Below are 16,063 nucleotides of genomic sequence, written 5' to 3' on the forward strand. Positions count from 1 at the left end.
AAGGAATGAAAATATACAAGTTTGGTGGTGCATCCGTTAAAAATGCCGATGCTTTCCGGAACCTTGCGCAAATAGTGCGAAACCATGGCGGCAAAAGCAAATTGCTTATAGTTGTGTCGGCTATGGGCAAAACCACAAATGCCCTCGAGCAGGTTTTTGACCAGGCCTTCCATAATCAAGACTATAACGCTGCTTTGCAGCAGAGCCGTGACTACCACTATGAGATTGTGCAGGATTTGTTTCCGGACGCAGGCCACACTGTATACGAAGAGTTGGAGCACCTGTTCTCTAAATTAAACGATACCTTGCAAAGCCTTAACCGCCAGGCAGGTTACGACCAACTATATGACCAGACTGTTAGCTTTGGAGAACTGATGGCATCTGTTATACTGCATCATTTTCTGCAACTGCATCACCTTACAAACACCTGGATAGACAGCCGCAAGTACATACAAACCGACACAACCTGGCGCGAAGCAAAAATAGACTGGAACTGGACTGAGCGACTGATAACCCGCGACCTGCCAACTATACTGGAAGAGCAGCTTATTGTTACCCAGGGCTTTTTAGGCGGCACCAACAATGGCCTGACCACTACATTAGGTCGTGAAGGTTCGGATTTTAGCGGAGCCATTTTTGCCTATTGCCTGAAAGCTGATGCCATGTATATCTGGAAAGATGTGGAAGGATTGCTGAACGCCGACCCGAAGTACTTTACCGAAACGGTGCGCTACGCTGAAATATCTTACCAGGAAACCGTGGAGATGGCCTACTATGGCGCTTCTGTCATACACCCCAAAACTATAAAGCCGCTTGCCAACCGGTTAATTCCGCTCTATGTAAAGTCTTTCCTGAACCCTGCCGGCGAAGGCACCAAGATCTGCGATTGCCGTTATCAGAAACTCGCTCCGGCTTATATTATTAAAGAGAACCAGTGCCTTATCTCTTTCAGCGTAAAAGATTTTACGTTTATATCTGAGAAAAACCTGGGTACTATTTTCAATGCCTTATCAGAGTTACGGCTTAAAATCAACCTGATGCAGAACTCTGCTATCTCATTTTCGGTTTGCACCGACTGGCATGAGCAGCGCCTGCAGAAACTGTTACAAACTCTACAGGATGAGTTTGTTATACATTATAACACAGGACTGAAATTATATACAATAAAGAACTACGACTCGAATAGCATAAACCAAACTATAGATGGTAAGCAGGTTTTGCTGGAGCAGCGCACACGTACTACATTTCAATTTGTTAGTAAATAAAGGCAATAAAGGTTTAAACAAATAGTATATATTTTATGTAGGTTGTTTATATTTGTATCCTTAGTAGCAAAAGTTCCTTAATAATTACAGTTTCTTAAATATAGAAACTCCGTATATAAGAACCATCGCACCTGCTAATATTACACCTTCTATGCAACCAGTTGAAAAAGTAAACAAGTTATTTGTTGTTAAGTTATGCTTACTGTGTGGGTTGTTGTACCTGGGTTACGTAATGGAAGTGCCTCAACTGGTAAAGTCCGCCAAAGCCAGACCAGTAGAACACTATGCTGCTCCGAATGAGGTGTATGAGCCAAAGCAGATAAAGAAACTTTACTACCGTATAGTAGCCGACCCTGAACCGGAAGAAATCGCTATTTAAACTATAAGCCCCGACCTATGTCGGGGCTTTTTTTATGGCCTCTCCGCAAAAAGCTTTAAATTCGCCAATACATAAATCATGCTTTACCAACTATGGAATTTATACTTGTTACTCCGCAGGCGCAGCCACATGTTGCCCTCATACAACTAAACCGCCCGAAAGAACTGAACGCCTTAAACCTGCAGCTGATGGGTGAACTGCGTGATGCATTGAAACAGCTGGACGAAGACGAAAGCGTTAGGGCTATAGTTATAACCGGTAACGAACGTGCTTTTGCAGCTGGCGCTGACATTAAACAGATGGCTGGCAAAACAGCTATAGATATGCTCAACATCGATCAGTTCTCTACCTGGGACCAGATCCGTAAGACCAAAAAGCCAATTATAGCTGCCGTTTCGGGTTTTGCGTTAGGTGGCGGCTGCGAACTGGCCATGACCTGCGATATGATCATTGCTTCGGAAACGGCTATGTTTGGACAGCCTGAGATTAAAATCGGTGTAATGCCGGGAGCAGGCGGAACCCAACGCATGACTAAGGCCATAGGTAAAGCCAAAGCTATGGAAATGGTGCTGACCGGTAAGTTTATGCCTGCCGAAGAAGCTGAAAAGCAAGGCCTGATAAACCGCGTGGTACCTGTAGAACTATACCTGGAAGAAGCCTTTAAACTAGCCAGTGAGATTGCCCAAATGTCGCCGGTAGCAGTAAAGCTAGCAAAGGAATCCGTAAACCGTGCATTTGAGACCCAACTGGATGAAGGCTTATACTTTGAGCGCAAGAATTTTTACCTATGTTTTGCTTCCGAAGACCAGACTGAAGGCATGAACGCTTTTGTAGAGAAGCGCAAACCAGAATTTAAAGGCCGGTAGTTTTGAGTTAGAAAGTTAGAAAAGTATAAGTTAGAAACTTATTATTCTTCACTTGTCATTTCGAACGGAGAGGGAAATCTGAAATCACGTTAAGACTCAGATTTTTCACTGCGTTCGAAATGACATTTTTTTATGCCCATCCATTTATCCTAACTCCTGAAATCTCTAACTCTTAAACTTTAAGCAACTCACCAACTTCTTTTAACCCTTAAAGTTCCCCTACTCACTAACATCTTTTTGGGCTTTACTTTTATATTCTAACTATAGTCCTTACCTTTGTAGCATAAATTCCTAGTTAGGAATTATTCTTATTTAGAAATGCAGCAACTTACACGGCAGGAACTACACAAACATATTGCAGCTTCGGGCTTAAAAGCTACAAGCCAGCGTATGGTTGTTTACGAAGCTATAGTTGCGCTGCACGGCCACCATCCTACCGCCGAAGAAATTTACCAGCACCTTAAACCGGCAAACCCAAGCATTTCGCTCGGCACTGTTTACAAAACCTTAGATACGTTTGCTGAGGCTGAGTTAGTGCGCCGGGTACTGACGGAAGAAGGCGGTAAGCGGTATGACACAAACACCACTACGCACAGTCATATTTACTGCAGCAATACCCGCGAGATCATCGATTTTGAAGATCCGGAACTGGAAACTTTGCTCCGAGATTTCTTTAGCAAAAGGCAGGTAGAAAACTTTGAGATAAAGAGCTTTGCAGTGCAGCTGACTGGCAAAAAGGTGGAGCCGGGTAAACAAATCAGCATTTCGGGAGTTAGGAACCAGAATCTTTAAAACTAAATAATAAATAAAAATGGCAGTATTAGTAGGTAAAAAAGCACCTTCATTTAAAGCAATGGCCGTTGAGAATGGCGAGTTCGTAGAAAACTTCTCACTGGACCAATATATCGGCAAAAAGCACGTGGTTTTCTTTTTTTATCCAATGGACTTCACGTTTGTTTGCCCAACTGAGATCATCGCTTTCCAGGATAGAATGGAAGAGTTTGAGCGTAAGAACGTAGCTGTAGTGGGTTGCTCAACTGATACACACTTCTCTCACTTTGCATGGTTAAACACACCACGCGAGCAAGGTGGTATTGCTGATGTGAACTACCCGCTGGTAGCTGATGCAGCTAAAACTATCTCTCAGAACTACGACGTACTGGCAGGCCACTACGAGTACAACGAAGATGGCGAAGTTGAATTTGTTGGCGAACCAGTTGCTTACCGTGGCTTGTTCCTGATCGACAAAGAAGGTGTTGTACGTCACCAGGTAGTAAACGACCTTCCACTTGGTCGCTCTATCGACGAAGCACTTCGTCTGGTTGATGCGCTTCAGCATTTTGAGGAGAAAGGTGAAGTTTGCCCTGCAAACTGGGAAGAAGGCAAAGAAGCAATGCACGCTACAAAAGAAAGCGTATCTAACTACTTAGCACGTCACTAAGCTTTATAAGTAACTTATTGATAGAAAAAGCCCCGGCATAAGTCGGGGCTTTTTTATTGTTACTGATTTATACTTTATACTCATATTACCTTTACCAGCCACAACCCTATAAAAGTAGCCAGCAACCCAAGCAGCACGCTTGCCAACACATAAACTATAGCCGGGCCATACTGGCCGCCTTGCAGCAGGCTTATAGTTTCGCCAGAGAAAGCCGAGAAAGTAGTAAAGCCCCCCAGCACGCCTGTTGCCAGGAACAAACGCCACTCATCTGACAAAGCACCTTTGGCAAAAAGGCCGAACACAATCCCGATCAGGAAACAGCCAACTACATTTACGACCAGCGTACCTACCGGAAAATGGGTCAGGCCTTTTGTTTGTATAAGCAGCGATAACAGGTAACGCCCCACGCCACCTATAAAACTGCCTGCCCCAATTGCCAGTAATATTTTCATGGTAAACTATAGTTCAGTTTAGTGCTTCTGCTCGTAATCGTAGTTTACCATCCAGTTAACACCGAATTTATCAGTAAACATACCAAACAGCGCACCCCAGAACGTTTTGTTCAGCGGCATGGTTACCTTGCCACCTTCTGATAAGCCATCGAATAAACGCTTTGCTTCGTCTTCGTTGTCGGCGTTGATGGAGATAGAAAAGTTATTACCCATTACCGTTGCATGTCCGAATGCATCAGAAGAATCAGAGCCCATTAAGGTAGTTTCTTTACTGATCGGCAGAGAAATGTGCATGATTTTGTTGCCTTCAGTTTCCGGAACCGGGTTTTCGGACGGCATATCCTTAAAGCGGCCTACATACGGAAAATCGCCTCCGAATACTGATTTGTAAAAGTTAAACGCTTCTTCGCAGGTGCCTGCAAAGGTCAGGTAAGGGTTAATAGATGGCATATTATAGTTGAGCGTATCGTTATATCTGAATTGAGCTGGCAACTACAGCTTAAAGTGTATTGTTGACCAACCTTCAAATATAGGCTAATTACCATACATAGCAATCTGTTTTAGCTATAGCTATTTTTGATAAGGTTTCAACTCTCCATCTTTCACCAGCCAGGCTTTTTCAGCTTCGTCCAGTATTTCTTCTTTGTCGTCGGAGTAGGCTTCTACAATTTTATACTTTTGATTTTTAAAGTACTCATCAATGCGGGCAATCTTCTCTTCGGCTTTGCAGGCTTTTCCGTCTACCAGGTAAGTACCATCAGTATAATTCGCCTTCGTCCCGAAAATGCCATCTATCGGGTATAGTTTAAACAACGGCTTTACATACACTTCCAGACCACCGGTCGCACAAAAAATCTGCACACCTTCCTTTTTAAGCCTGTCTAGCCTTGCTTTAATTTCCTGGTTAAAATTGTCGGGGTACTCCTGTTGCCAGAACTCCCTGGCATAAGCGTCTACTTTGTCGGGAGGCAGGTTGTCCAGGTAGTTAAAGAAGTTTTCCTTAAACTCCGTTTGCCGGATCTGGTGCATTTTCAGGAGCATTTTATAGTAGAGCATCTGAAAATAATACGCGACTTTATGCGGCTTTTTGGCACTCACAAACTTAAAGAACTCATCCTTTGAGCTTTTGTTATAGAAGGTTTTGTTGAGATCAAATACGGCTATTTTAATTTCGTGGGCGCTGTTGTCTGCCATGTTGGGTTCGCTGTTTAAAGTATGAGTAGTACGCAAAACAGCCTGCAGAGATAAACACCATGAAAACTATTGCCACCTAAACCGCTATATTTGCAGCAGAACACAACTTATAGTTTTGAAACTCCTCTACGATATCGGCTTAAAAGCTTACGACGGTTTACTTGCAGTTGCAGCGCCCTTTAACCAGAAGGCAAAGCTGATGCTGCATGGCCGCGAAAACCAGTTCGGTAAGTTAGAACAGGCTTTTGCAGGTAACCAGTCGCATGTAGTGTGGTTTCATTGTGCGTCGTTGGGCGAGTTTGAGCAGGGCCGACCGGTTATGGAAGCTTTTAAATCTGCGTTTCCGGAGTATAAGATCATGCTCACTTTCTTCTCCCCTTCCGGCTATGAGGTGCGCAAAAACTATAGCGGTGCCGATTTTATTTTTTACATGCCGTTGGATAGCGCTGCCAATGCCCGCAGGTTTGTAGCTATAGTTCAGCCAAAGCTGGCCGTGTTTGTAAAGTATGAGTTCTGGCATTATTACCTGCAGGAGCTGCAGCACCGACAAATTCCAATACTTTCCATTTCGGCTATTTTCCGGCCGGACCAGGTTTTCTTTAAACCTTATGGCAAGTTTAACCGCAACATGCTGCGCCGCTTCACGCACATCTATACTCAGAATAAACAATCTGTAGAGCTACTAAAAACGACAGGAATTACCCAGGCAACTATAGCCGGCGATACACGCTTCGACAGGGTTTTGCAGACGGCCGCCACTATAAAACCGATTCCGTTAGTTGATGCTTTTACTGCAGGCAGCGATGTTTTTATGGTAGGCAGCAGCTGGCCTGCTGATGTGGACGTGCTGCAACCCATGATCCAGAAATATAAGTCAACTATAAAATTCATCATTGCGCCGCACGAGATCCACGAAAACGGAATTGCTACGTTGCTGCAAACTATAGGCGGGGGCGCAGTAAGGTTCTCGCAGGCTGATGTGGCAACTATAGCCAACTATAACGTGCTGGTGATTGATAACATCGGCATGCTCTCGGCGCTTTATAGTTATGGGACTTATGCTTTTATAGGAGGCGCTTTTGGCAAAGGATTGCATAATACTTTGGAAGCTGCCGTGTTTGGTTTGCCGTTATTTTTCGGGCCGAAATATGAGAAGTTTCAGGAAGCGGTGGACCTGGTAAAGCTGGGCTGTGCAATGCCTGTAACTAATGCAGATGAACTGTTGGCTGCGTTTGAGAAAATACATACTACACCCGGAGCACGCCAAACGATAACCGACACCGAAAAACAATACGTACAACAGCAGGCAGGCGCTACCACCAAAATTATGGCCGACATACAGCGCCTGTTAAAAAGATAAGATGAAAGGAGTTGTAGTAAAATCGACGGGGTCGTGGTATTTGGTTCGGGATGCGGAAGGCAAGCTGCACCGTGCCCGTTTGCGCGGTAAGTTTAAGCTGAAAGGCATGAAAGTGAGCAACCCGCTGGCTGTTGGCGACCGCGTAGAGTTTGACGTGGAAACCACCGGCGAAGACACTGCCGTGATCCATAAAATTGAGGACCGCGAAAACTACATCATCCGCCAGAGCACGCACAAAACTGCTTATTCGCACATTATCGCAGCCAACCTGGATCAAGCGCTGCTTATCGTTACGCTCGTTTCACCACGCACTTCGTTTGGTTTTATAGACCGCTTTTTGGTAACCGCCGAAGCTTACGACATCCCGACAATACTTGTCTTTAACAAAACCGACTTGTACGACGATGAGATGCGCGATTACCAGCGCCAGATCAGCCACATGTACGAGCAGATAGGCTACAACAGCATGACGGTTTCTGCCAAAAGCAACGAAGGCATTGATGAGATGAACAAACTCCTGAAAGGCAAAACCACCTTACTTTCCGGCCACTCTGGTGTAGGCAAATCCACGCTCATCAATATTATAGTTCCGGACCTGGAGCTGAAAACTTCCGAAATTTCTGATTTCTCGGACAAAGGCGTGCACACCACCACCTTCGCCGAAATGTTTGAAGTAGATACCGATACGTACATCATAGATACGCCGGGCATAAAAGAGCTGGGCATCGTGGATATCCCGAAGAACCAACTAGGCCACTATTTTCCGGAGATGCGCGAGCGCCTGAACCAGTGTCGCTTCAACAACTGCACTCATTTTAACGAACCCGGCTGCGCTATAGTAGAGGCCGTCCGCAAAAACGAAATATCGCTTACCCGCTACGAAAGCTACCTGAGCATGCTGATGGGAGACGATAACCGGAAGTAGTTTAGGAGTTTGGGAGTTGGGAAGTTAAGTGTGTAGAAACACAATACTTTGCGTCTTGTTCCCGGTTGTAAGGAACTGAACTATAGGGCAAATAACATTCCTAAGCTCACTTAAGCTCTTTCGGACATCCTTGTCCGAAAGCCTGCTGCAGGGGACATCCTTGTCCCCGTTGTACAGCTAACGCGGACGTGGACGTCCGCAGCAGATTGGTTTCGGACACAGATGTACGAAACAGCTGAGCTAAAATCAACCATCCAACCAATCAACCTTTCAACCCTCACCCACACAATGCGTTAGCAGTTTATATACCGCAACTATAAACTATAGCTATGAAACTGGACAACGCGAATATTCTGATAACTGGTGGTACCTTAGGTATTGGGCATGCTACGGCCGAGCTGCTTCTGAAACATGGTGCCAATGTGGCGATAACTGGCCGCGACGAGAAAAGAACGCACAAAACTGCCCGTTCGCTCGGCGCGTTCCCGATAACGGCCGATGTTGCCGATTATGGCGATGTGAAACATACCTTTTCTACTTTCCTGAATGAATTTGGCCACCTGGATGCGCTGATAAACAATGCCGGTATCGGGATTTACAAACCACTGGACGAACTGACCATAGCAGATTTTGAGCAGGTGTACCGGGTAAATGTGTTCGGGGCGGCTATGATGGCCAGTATGGCAGCTAAGATCTTTAAGAAACAGAACTATGGAAACATCATCAACATCGGGTCTACGGCGGCTACTAAAGGCTACGAAGGCGGTTCGGTTTATGCTTCGTCTAAAGCGGCGCTGCGCAGCATGACCCAAAGCTGGCAGGTAGAGCTCCGAAAGCACAATGTGCGGGTAATGCTGATTAACCCCAGCGAAGTAACAACAGCTTTTGGCAACGAAGACCGAGAGGAGCGCCATGCACAGCCCAACAAACTACGCGGTCAGGAAATAGCCTGGGCCATAAAAAGTGCGCTGGAAATGGATAACCGTGGGTTTATACCCGAACAGGCCGTGTGGGCTACCAACCCGTTCTAGCTATAACTGCTCCTTTGGTTCGGACAGCATCAGTTTATCGATGACGTGAATGACGCCATTGCTGCTTTGTATATCTGAGCGCTGTACCCTGGCACCGTTTATTACAACCAGATTTTTTTGCTTGGTTACTTCCAGCTCTTCCCTGCCCAGGGTGTTTATGCGGGAGCCATGTTGCAGTGTGGCCGTATCAAGCTTGCCGGCTACAATATGGTTATTCAGTATTTTAGCCAGGCGTTGTTTGTTTTCTGGTTTCAGCAGCTTCTGCAGGGTATCGGCGTGTAACGATCGAAATGCTTCGTTAGATGGGATAAAGAAAGTGTACGGCCCGGTACTGTTCAGTGATTTGTTGAGTCCGGAGCTTTTAAAGGCCTTCGAAAACGACGACAGGTTTGAATCAGTAGCAGCGAACTGGGTTATCGTTTTCAATTTATCTTTTTCAGCTTCGGTCAGGGCGTCTTCTTTATTCTCCGTACTTGCCTCTTCAAGTTCCGGAGCAATAGTACGGACAGTGGTGGTGTCGCTGCCGGTCTGGTTTTCAGGACCACAGCTGATGATGAACGTACTTAAAAGTAAGCTAAGGGCGTAGGTAGAGGTAACTATAGTTCTCATAATGTTTGCTTTCAAGATATCCTGTAGTAGGGTATCTTCTGTTTACATGGAGCAGTATAGTCTTCTTAAACTATAAAATCCGTACTTTTGTTTTTAGATCATGTTATACAACTAAAAGATAAAACGCATGAAAACTGCAGAAATCCACACTGGCAAAGGCGTAATGAAAGTAGAATTCTACGAAAAAGACGCTCCTAAAACAGTTGAGAATTTTATAAAACTGGCAAAAGATGGCTTTTACGATGGCCTAACATTCCACAGAGTTATTCCTGATTTCGTGATACAGGGTGGTTGCCCTAACTCGCGCGAAGGTGCCAAAGGCGTACCAGGCACAGGTGGCCCAGGCTACAAAATTGATTGCGAACTGACCGGCGAAAACCAATACCACGACCGTGGCGTGCTGAGCATGGCTCATGCTGGCCGTAACACAGGTGGCTCTCAGTTCTTTATAGTTCATAACCGTAAAAACACCGCGCACTTAGACCGTAACCATACCTGCTTTGGCAAAGTAGTAGAAGGCCTGGATGTGATCGACCAGATAAAGGCTAACGACAGAATCGAAAAGATTGTAGTAAACGAAGAATAAGCTTCGCAAACTATAGCAACTGCTTTAAAGCCGCTCCTGCAAAGGGCGGCTTTTTTGATGCCTATAATTGCCGCCCAGCTATACTTTCTGAAGCTATAGTTTCATATTTCTAACAAATTGGGGAGCTAAACAGTATTTATCTGTAATTTAAAGCAGATTGCTGATCGACACCCCAGGGAAATTCTGCTTTGCTGACCCGGCTTTAGATGGTGACAGGCTTTCGATATCTGGTAAATGAGCGCTCTTTGCTGCACAGCGGCAGGCTCACAAAACATTCTTTATGAAAAAACTTGCTTTGCACTGGCAAATCCTGATCGGTATGGCGTTTGGCGTACTATGGGGCATGTTTGCCAGTGGCTTCGGCCTTGTCAGTATCACCCTCGACTGGATAAAGCCTTTCGGTACAATCTTTATCAACCTTCTTAAATTAATTGCCGTGCCACTCGTGCTGGTTTCGCTTATTACAGGTGTTTCCAGCCTCAGCGACATTAGCAGGCTGTCGCGCATCGGTTCCAAAACAATCGGTATTTACCTGGCTACAACGGTATTGGCTGTAACATTGGGATTGGCACTTGTCAATATTTTTGACCCCGGCAAAGCGTTTTCACCTGAAAAACGGGAGGAGTTTAAAGAGCAGTTTGCCAGCGCCACAACAGCAAAATCCTCGGATGCGGAATCAGTAAAAAAACAGGGCCCGCTGCAGCCACTCGTAGACATTGTTCCTTCCAACATCTTCCATTCCATGACGGATAATGGCAGTATGCTGCAGGTTATCTTTTTTGCGCTGCTGTTCGGCGTTGCACTCATCATGATTCCGCCGGATAAGGCCCAACCCGTGAACGACTTTTTTGAAGGCGTAAATATGGTCATCCTGAAAGTAGTGGATATCATTATGCGGACCGCGCCTTATGGTGTATTTGCCTTATTGGCCGGGTTGGTAGTTGAGTTTGCCGGCGACGACCCGGGCTCGGCGGTTGAGTTGCTGCTGGTGCTTGGCTACTACTGTATAGTTGTAACCCTGGGGCTTGCCGCCATGATATTTATAGTTTACCCGATGCTGGTTGTGTTTATTGGTAAAACAAACTATAAAACTTTTTTTAAAGGTATTTTCCCGGCCCAGATGCTGGCTTTCTCTACCTCGTCTAGTGCGGCTACGCTGCCTGTAACTATGGAGTGTGCCGAAAAGAACCTGGGCATTAACCGCGAGGTAAGCAGTTTTGTATTGCCGTTGGGTGCAACTATAAACATGGACGGAACCAGCCTGTACCAGTCGGTAGCGGCAGTGTTTATTGCACAGGCCTATGGCATGGACCTGGACCTGATGACGCAGCTTGGCATTGTGATGACGGCCACGCTGGCGTCTATTGGTGCAGCGGCAGTGCCCGGTGCCGGAACCGTAATGCTGGTTATAGTTTTGCAGCAGGCTGGTATTCCGGTAGAAGGTATTGCGCTGATACTTGCCCCCGACAGGATACTGGATATGCTCCGAACTACTGTGAACGTAACCGGCGACGCCACCGTGGCCATGATGATTGCCCGCACCGAAGGCCAGTTGCACCCCGTTACAGAGACAGCAGAAGTATAGCGTATAAAAAGGCACCCAGCGCGAAGGCCCAGTAGCGGCTTTCGCGCTCTTCAGGCAACTCTTCCTTCAGTACGTTCAGTATCACACCTCCACCTACAAAAGCCATTACCAGCACAATTACCGTTTTAGGCATTTCAACTATAAAACCGGTAGCCCAGCCTGCCACCAGCGCCAGAACCAATACCCAGCGGCCATACTTTTTGTAGTGCTCCTGGTGATGTTCCTTTAAGGCGAAATCGTTTATCAAGAAGTGCAACGCCATGGCTATCGAAAAAAGTAGTAATTCGTGGGTTGGTCCTTCTTCGCGCTGAAATAGAATGTAACCGATAAGCGCATTGTAAATAGAAAATGAACTGATGTGCAGCCAGAAAACACCTGCAGGAGTCTTTGGTTCTTCATCCCTGGTTTTGTGCGCCTGCTCTCGTTTGGCAGACACTACTGAGCGCTCCAGTCCATAAAAAACAGATAACCCTACCAGGGCCATCAGGTATACATGGTGACTCAGGAACTGCTCTGCCCAGTTCAGTTTCTCTACATGCTCCTGCCCCTCGCCAAGCTCCGGGAAAAGATGCAGAAACACATACGCCACCGACACGCCACCTGCCCCCGACAACCAGATGCTTCGCGGTACCCCCGCCAGGAAGCGCAACCTTGTACCAAAGAAGTGTATAAACGCCAACGCCAGCACCGGCCACACAGATACGTAACTTTCCATAACTATAGGCTACTTTGTTTGCATCAATTGAGTTTTAGGAATCAAGTAAACTATAGTTTAGGATATAGCTGGTAAAGCATATAAATTTTACTATTTTTAGCTTAATGTTAACTATAGAAGTCGGTAAAGTGTATTTCGCCACTTACGCACATAGTGCAGATAAACGTCATAGTGACGTATATACTATAGTTGTACAAAATATAAGTCACGAATATGTATCAATTAAATGCTCATGTTTTACCAACAGAATCTTCCAGCAAATATGGGCAAGTTGAAGGTGCATACGCGGTGGTGTTCATCAATTATGCAGACATAGATGGAGCTTTTGAATTAGCGAAGTACTACATCGAGAATGATGGCTGGGAAATAGATGAATTAGAAGAAGAATACCTTGTTTTTGAATCTCCTGATGATGTAGAAGAAGATTACCTTGAATTTTACAATGAAGCTTTAAAAGATGGCTACTCTCTTCTTTTTAATTGCTACGAAAGAGATGAAAGCAAAGAAAACGAAGGCAAGGAAAAATAAAGAGAATTACATTGTACAACAAAACCTATAAGGTAGCTATGCCACCTCATAGCCTAGCACGTTAGGCGGGAGTGTAAGCATAGCAATAATCTTCAGTAATTCGCTAAGCAATGATTGGAATCAAAATCACAATGCTTTTTGTAATTCTTACCTTCTCTTACTATGGACAGCAAAGAAAAGAGTTAAACTTGTATACCTATATTCAAAAGGCGATTGAGAATGATTTGAAGAATGGTGATTCCCTAATAGTTGAATACACATCAAAGAAGCAATATATAGGCTCGTCTTGGCGAGCAGTCATACAAATGAAAGGCGACAGTAGTTTAGTCTCATTCTATACTGACCAGATTAGGCAAGACTCAACACTTACTATAGAGAATGCTATAGCAAATAAGTTCATGATTTCCAGCTCTGACTTTTCAGCAGGACTTGAACAAGAAAAAGAGTACCTTAAAAATACGGTAATTATACCTGCTGGCAGAGAGAAGATTACTATTCAGCATGGAAACAAAGTGAAAGAGTTTAATCTAGAAAAAGCTTATGGGCTATACTACAGATTGAGATTTAATGAATCTTGGGAATCTTTCAAAGGAGAATAATAGAAAAACACATTCGCCTAACAAGAATTAAAAACCACAGTTGACCCAAGGGACAGCAACACCTTTTAGCCTATCCGTTGGCGGTTATTTAAAAGTGTTCGATTAGAATTTTAGGACACTCTGAGATATTGGATAATTATAAATCAAGAAAATTATGCTAACAGATATTAATCCAAAATTACCAATGCGTGACAAAACTGTTACCAGGGAATTTTATGCCAACAAGTTGGGATTTAAAGAATTTGGGAGTGCTGATCTTGATGGTTATTTGATGATGGAAAAAGACCGCATTCAAATTCATTTCTTTGAATTTAAAAAACTTGACCCCAAAGAAAATTACGGACAAATCTATATTAGAACCGACAATATTGACGAGTGTTACCAATCATTATTAGATAAAAAAAACGAGATTCACCCAAATGGAAATTTAGAAATCAAACCTTGGGGACAAAAGGAATTTTCAGTACTTGACCCTGACAATAACCTATTGACATTTGGCCAAAGTATCTAATAATAAAAAAACGAACCGCCAACACTGTTTAAAAACATTGCTTAAACCTGTCTCAATTCGAAAGTTTGTGCTCGCTTGCTGCGCCTGATTGTCTTGCTGACAAATAAGCTCGCCCGCTCACACTGTTTTTATACTATTCGTTGGCGGTCAGGCTAAAAAAGACCGTAAGTATTGAATAAGCTAATCAATACTATATTGAAATGACATTAGAAGATTTAGGATATAATGATAAACTTGAAAAATTAAGGAATGAGAATAACCTGAAAGGGTTTGAGATTGGAAGAGTAATTTCAGAGCATAAAGAAAGGTATATTGTAAAAACTGAGAAAGGAGAATTTGAAGCCGAGATAACAGGGAATTTACGATTTACAGCAAAAAGTCGCGAAGACTTTCCGGCCGTTGGCGATTGGGTAGCCATAACAATTCATGATTCAGACTTTTCCATTATTCACAGCATATTTCCGAGATTCTCCATTATTTCCAGGCAGGACATTGGTAAATTCGGAGAGGTACAAATAATAGCAACAAATATTGATTATGCATTATTAGTGCAGGCCGCTGACAGGGATTTCAATATTAACAGACTTGAGAGATACCTGACCATTTGTAATTCTTCAAAGGTTAGTCCCATTATAGTGCTCACTAAGATTGATTTAATTGATGAACATCTGACTTTGGAGATATTGGATAAAATAAAAGGACGAATTAGTAATGTGCCGATAATTGCCATAAGTAATGCATCACAAGAAGGGTATGACAATCTAAAAGCGATTATTGAAAAAGGTAAAACTTATTGTATGCTTGGTTCTTCTGGTGTTGGAAAATCCACTTTATTAAATAATCTTTCAGGCAGATCTATAATGCGAACAGATACAATCAGCCTGAGCACAAATAAAGGCAAACATATTACAAGTCATAGAGAATTAATTGTTCTTGAAAATGGCGGAATATTAATTGATAATCCGGGAATGAGAGAAGTAGGTATTGCCGATTCAACAAGCGGATTAGAAATTACATTTGAAAAGATAATCAGGCTTGCTCAGAATTGTAAGTTCAAAGATTGTACGCACACGAATGAGACGGGCTGTGCTGTTATTGAAGCCATTGCAAAGGGAGAAATCGACCGGGCTTCTTATGAAAATTACCTGAAACTAGAAAGAGAGAAAGCCCATTTTGAATCTTCGGTTGTTGAAAGACGGAAAAAAGATAAGGAATTCGGAAAAATGGTAAAGAATTACAAAAAGAACATCAATAAGAAAAAATGAAGTTCTGAGAAAAGAAGCCCGAACCGCTAACATCGTATTGGCGATAGTGGGGCTGACAGGTATAAATTCATTATTTTCAATTCCAATGGATATTTGTGCAAATGCTGGGCCGGCGTTTTTCAAAAGCGCCACCATCCCCAATACCTGATCCGTTTGGGTTAAGTTTAAATTATAGAAATGAAAATAACTGCCGACATAGCACGGGTACTTCTTTCAACAATAACCTGTGGTTTATTATCGGCACTTGCCTACTACTCAATAGAATATGATGGGGTAATTTTCATCACACCTTTTACTTTTATATTGGCTTTAACTTTGACAAATATTGATAGAGTTAAAATAAATAAGTTAAAGGCCATTGGATTAGGTATGATGTTATCTCTTGCAGTCTTCTTTATCTCATTACTATCCACTATAGGACTTACTCAAATAGTAGGTCAATCTTCAATAGTTATCATGTGTTCAGTTGCAGCAGTACTGATGTATTTAGTATGTAGCATTTATATAGACATGCGAAGCTTCAAAACGGGATTGGTAACTACAGCTTTGTTAGCTTTACTTGCGGCTTTATTAACACAACAACTAAACCTGTACTTATTAAATCAAGCACCTGTACTCGCTATTGACCCTGAAATGTTCTTTATCAGCTGGCAGCTTTTAGCGGGGCTTGGAATTAATATAGGAATTTGGGTGAGTGTAAAAGAAGAATACCTTACCCTAACAAGACCTAACAAAAACTAAATCTTTTGATA

General features: G+C 43.6%; 20 protein-coding genes. 15 read left to right on the plus strand and 5 right to left on the minus strand.

The window, feature by feature from the left end:
- Nucleotides 1-5: 5 nt before the first annotated feature.
- The 5 genes from ABS362_RS01850 to ABS362_RS01870 all read left to right on the plus strand — a co-directional run bounded on the left by ABS362_RS01850 (nucleotide 6) and on the right by ABS362_RS01870 (nucleotide 3,951).
- Nucleotides 6-1,265, plus strand: coding sequence for an aspartate kinase (locus ABS362_RS01850; protein ID WP_350410494.1), 1,260 nt, complete (start codon nucleotides 6-8; stop codon nucleotides 1,263-1,265).
- Between the two features lie 151 nt (nucleotides 1,266-1,416).
- Nucleotides 1,417-1,644 (plus strand): hypothetical protein, encoded by a 228-nt coding sequence (locus tag ABS362_RS01855; RefSeq protein WP_350410496.1) that lies wholly within the window; start codon nucleotides 1,417-1,419, stop codon nucleotides 1,642-1,644.
- Between the two features lie 92 nt (nucleotides 1,645-1,736).
- Nucleotides 1,737-2,510 (plus strand): enoyl-CoA hydratase-related protein, encoded by a 774-nt coding sequence (locus ABS362_RS01860; RefSeq protein ID WP_350410497.1) that lies wholly within the window; start codon nucleotides 1,737-1,739, stop codon nucleotides 2,508-2,510.
- A gap of 318 nt (nucleotides 2,511-2,828) precedes the next feature.
- Nucleotides 2,829-3,302: a Fur family transcriptional regulator gene (locus tag ABS362_RS01865; RefSeq protein WP_350410498.1), complete on the plus strand. Its 474-nt coding sequence runs from the start codon at nucleotides 2,829-2,831 to the stop codon at nucleotides 3,300-3,302.
- Between the two features lie 19 nt (nucleotides 3,303-3,321).
- The gene (locus ABS362_RS01870) at nucleotides 3,322-3,951 is read left to right on the plus strand and encodes a peroxiredoxin (RefSeq protein ID WP_350410500.1); all 630 of its coding nucleotides are present in this window, start codon (nucleotides 3,322-3,324) and stop codon (nucleotides 3,949-3,951) included.
- An 80-nt stretch (nucleotides 3,952-4,031) separates the two neighbouring features.
- Here the strand turns inward: ABS362_RS01870 and crcB are convergent, their stop codons facing one another.
- The 3 genes from crcB to ABS362_RS01885 form a co-directional block, all read right to left on the minus strand.
- Nucleotides 4,032-4,403, minus strand: coding sequence for a fluoride efflux transporter CrcB (gene crcB / locus ABS362_RS01875; RefSeq protein WP_350410502.1), 372 nt, complete (start codon nucleotides 4,401-4,403; stop codon nucleotides 4,032-4,034).
- Nucleotides 4,404-4,421: 18 nt separating this feature from the next.
- Nucleotides 4,422-4,853, minus strand: coding sequence for a VOC family protein (locus tag ABS362_RS01880; protein WP_350410504.1), 432 nt, complete (start codon nucleotides 4,851-4,853; stop codon nucleotides 4,422-4,424).
- A gap of 120 nt (nucleotides 4,854-4,973) precedes the next feature.
- Nucleotides 4,974-5,597, minus strand: coding sequence for an HAD family hydrolase (locus ABS362_RS01885; protein ID WP_350410506.1), 624 nt, complete (start codon nucleotides 5,595-5,597; stop codon nucleotides 4,974-4,976).
- A gap of 115 nt (nucleotides 5,598-5,712) precedes the next feature.
- Between ABS362_RS01885 and ABS362_RS01890 the strand changes: the two genes are divergently transcribed.
- The 3 genes from ABS362_RS01890 to ABS362_RS01900 all read left to right on the plus strand — a co-directional run bounded on the left by ABS362_RS01890 (nucleotide 5,713) and on the right by ABS362_RS01900 (nucleotide 8,913).
- Nucleotides 5,713-6,957, plus strand: coding sequence for a 3-deoxy-D-manno-octulosonic acid transferase (locus tag ABS362_RS01890; RefSeq protein ID WP_350410508.1), 1,245 nt, complete (start codon nucleotides 5,713-5,715; stop codon nucleotides 6,955-6,957).
- A 1-nt stretch (nucleotide 6,958) separates the two neighbouring features.
- Nucleotides 6,959-7,882, plus strand: a complete 924-nt coding sequence (gene rsgA, locus ABS362_RS01895; protein WP_350410509.1) for a ribosome small subunit-dependent GTPase A — start codon at nucleotides 6,959-6,961, stop codon at nucleotides 7,880-7,882.
- 329 nt (nucleotides 7,883-8,211) lie between these two features.
- Complete coding sequence (locus tag ABS362_RS01900) at nucleotides 8,212-8,913, plus strand: SDR family oxidoreductase (RefSeq protein ID WP_350410510.1); 702 nt, start codon at nucleotides 8,212-8,214, stop codon at nucleotides 8,911-8,913.
- On the opposite strand, the gene ABS362_RS01905 is transcribed toward ABS362_RS01900, so the two are convergent.
- Entirely contained in the window at nucleotides 8,914-9,537 is a 624-nt protein-coding gene (locus ABS362_RS01905; protein WP_350410512.1) for a fasciclin domain-containing protein, read from the minus strand.
- 112 nt (nucleotides 9,538-9,649) lie between these two features.
- Here ABS362_RS01905 and ABS362_RS01910 point away from each other — a divergent pair, with 112 nt between their 5' ends.
- Both ABS362_RS01910 and ABS362_RS01915 read left to right on the plus strand, forming a co-directional pair.
- Nucleotides 9,650-10,108 (plus strand): peptidylprolyl isomerase, encoded by a 459-nt coding sequence (locus ABS362_RS01910; RefSeq protein ID WP_350410513.1) that lies wholly within the window; start codon nucleotides 9,650-9,652, stop codon nucleotides 10,106-10,108.
- A 280-nt stretch (nucleotides 10,109-10,388) separates the two neighbouring features.
- On the plus strand, nucleotides 10,389-11,693 hold the full coding sequence (locus ABS362_RS01915; protein ID WP_350410515.1) for a dicarboxylate/amino acid:cation symporter: 1,305 nt from the start codon (nucleotides 10,389-10,391) through the stop codon (nucleotides 11,691-11,693).
- Here ABS362_RS01915 and ABS362_RS01920 read toward each other — a convergent pair.
- The gene (locus ABS362_RS01920; RefSeq protein WP_350410516.1) at nucleotides 11,671-12,408 is read right to left on the minus strand and encodes a hypothetical protein; all 738 of its coding nucleotides are present in this window, start codon (nucleotides 12,406-12,408) and stop codon (nucleotides 11,671-11,673) included. The two genes, ABS362_RS01915 and ABS362_RS01920, sit on opposite strands and share 23 nt — an antisense overlap.
- Nucleotides 12,409-12,621: 213 nt before the next feature.
- Between ABS362_RS01920 and ABS362_RS01925 the strand changes: the two genes are divergently transcribed.
- The 5 genes from ABS362_RS01925 to ABS362_RS01945 all read left to right on the plus strand — a co-directional run bounded on the left by ABS362_RS01925 (nucleotide 12,622) and on the right by ABS362_RS01945 (nucleotide 16,052).
- Nucleotides 12,622-12,936, plus strand: a complete 315-nt coding sequence (locus ABS362_RS01925; protein WP_350410517.1) for a hypothetical protein — start codon at nucleotides 12,622-12,624, stop codon at nucleotides 12,934-12,936.
- Nucleotides 12,937-13,046: 110 nt separating this feature from the next.
- Nucleotides 13,047-13,535: a hypothetical protein gene (locus ABS362_RS01930; RefSeq protein WP_350410519.1), complete on the plus strand. Its 489-nt coding sequence runs from the start codon at nucleotides 13,047-13,049 to the stop codon at nucleotides 13,533-13,535.
- Between the two features lie 154 nt (nucleotides 13,536-13,689).
- On the plus strand, nucleotides 13,690-14,046 hold the full coding sequence (locus ABS362_RS01935; protein WP_350410521.1) for a bleomycin resistance protein: 357 nt from the start codon (nucleotides 13,690-13,692) through the stop codon (nucleotides 14,044-14,046).
- A 200-nt stretch (nucleotides 14,047-14,246) separates the two neighbouring features.
- Nucleotides 14,247-15,311, plus strand: a complete 1,065-nt coding sequence (gene rsgA, locus ABS362_RS01940) for a ribosome small subunit-dependent GTPase A (RefSeq protein WP_350410523.1) — start codon at nucleotides 14,247-14,249, stop codon at nucleotides 15,309-15,311.
- Between the two features lie 177 nt (nucleotides 15,312-15,488).
- Complete coding sequence (locus tag ABS362_RS01945; protein WP_350410524.1) at nucleotides 15,489-16,052, plus strand: hypothetical protein; 564 nt, start codon at nucleotides 15,489-15,491, stop codon at nucleotides 16,050-16,052.
- The last annotated feature ends 11 nt before the right edge of the window (nucleotides 16,053-16,063 follow it).

It is taken from the genome of Pontibacter populi, assembly GCF_040278685.1.
Lineage (GTDB): Bacteria > Bacteroidota > Bacteroidia > Cytophagales > Hymenobacteraceae > Pontibacter > Pontibacter populi.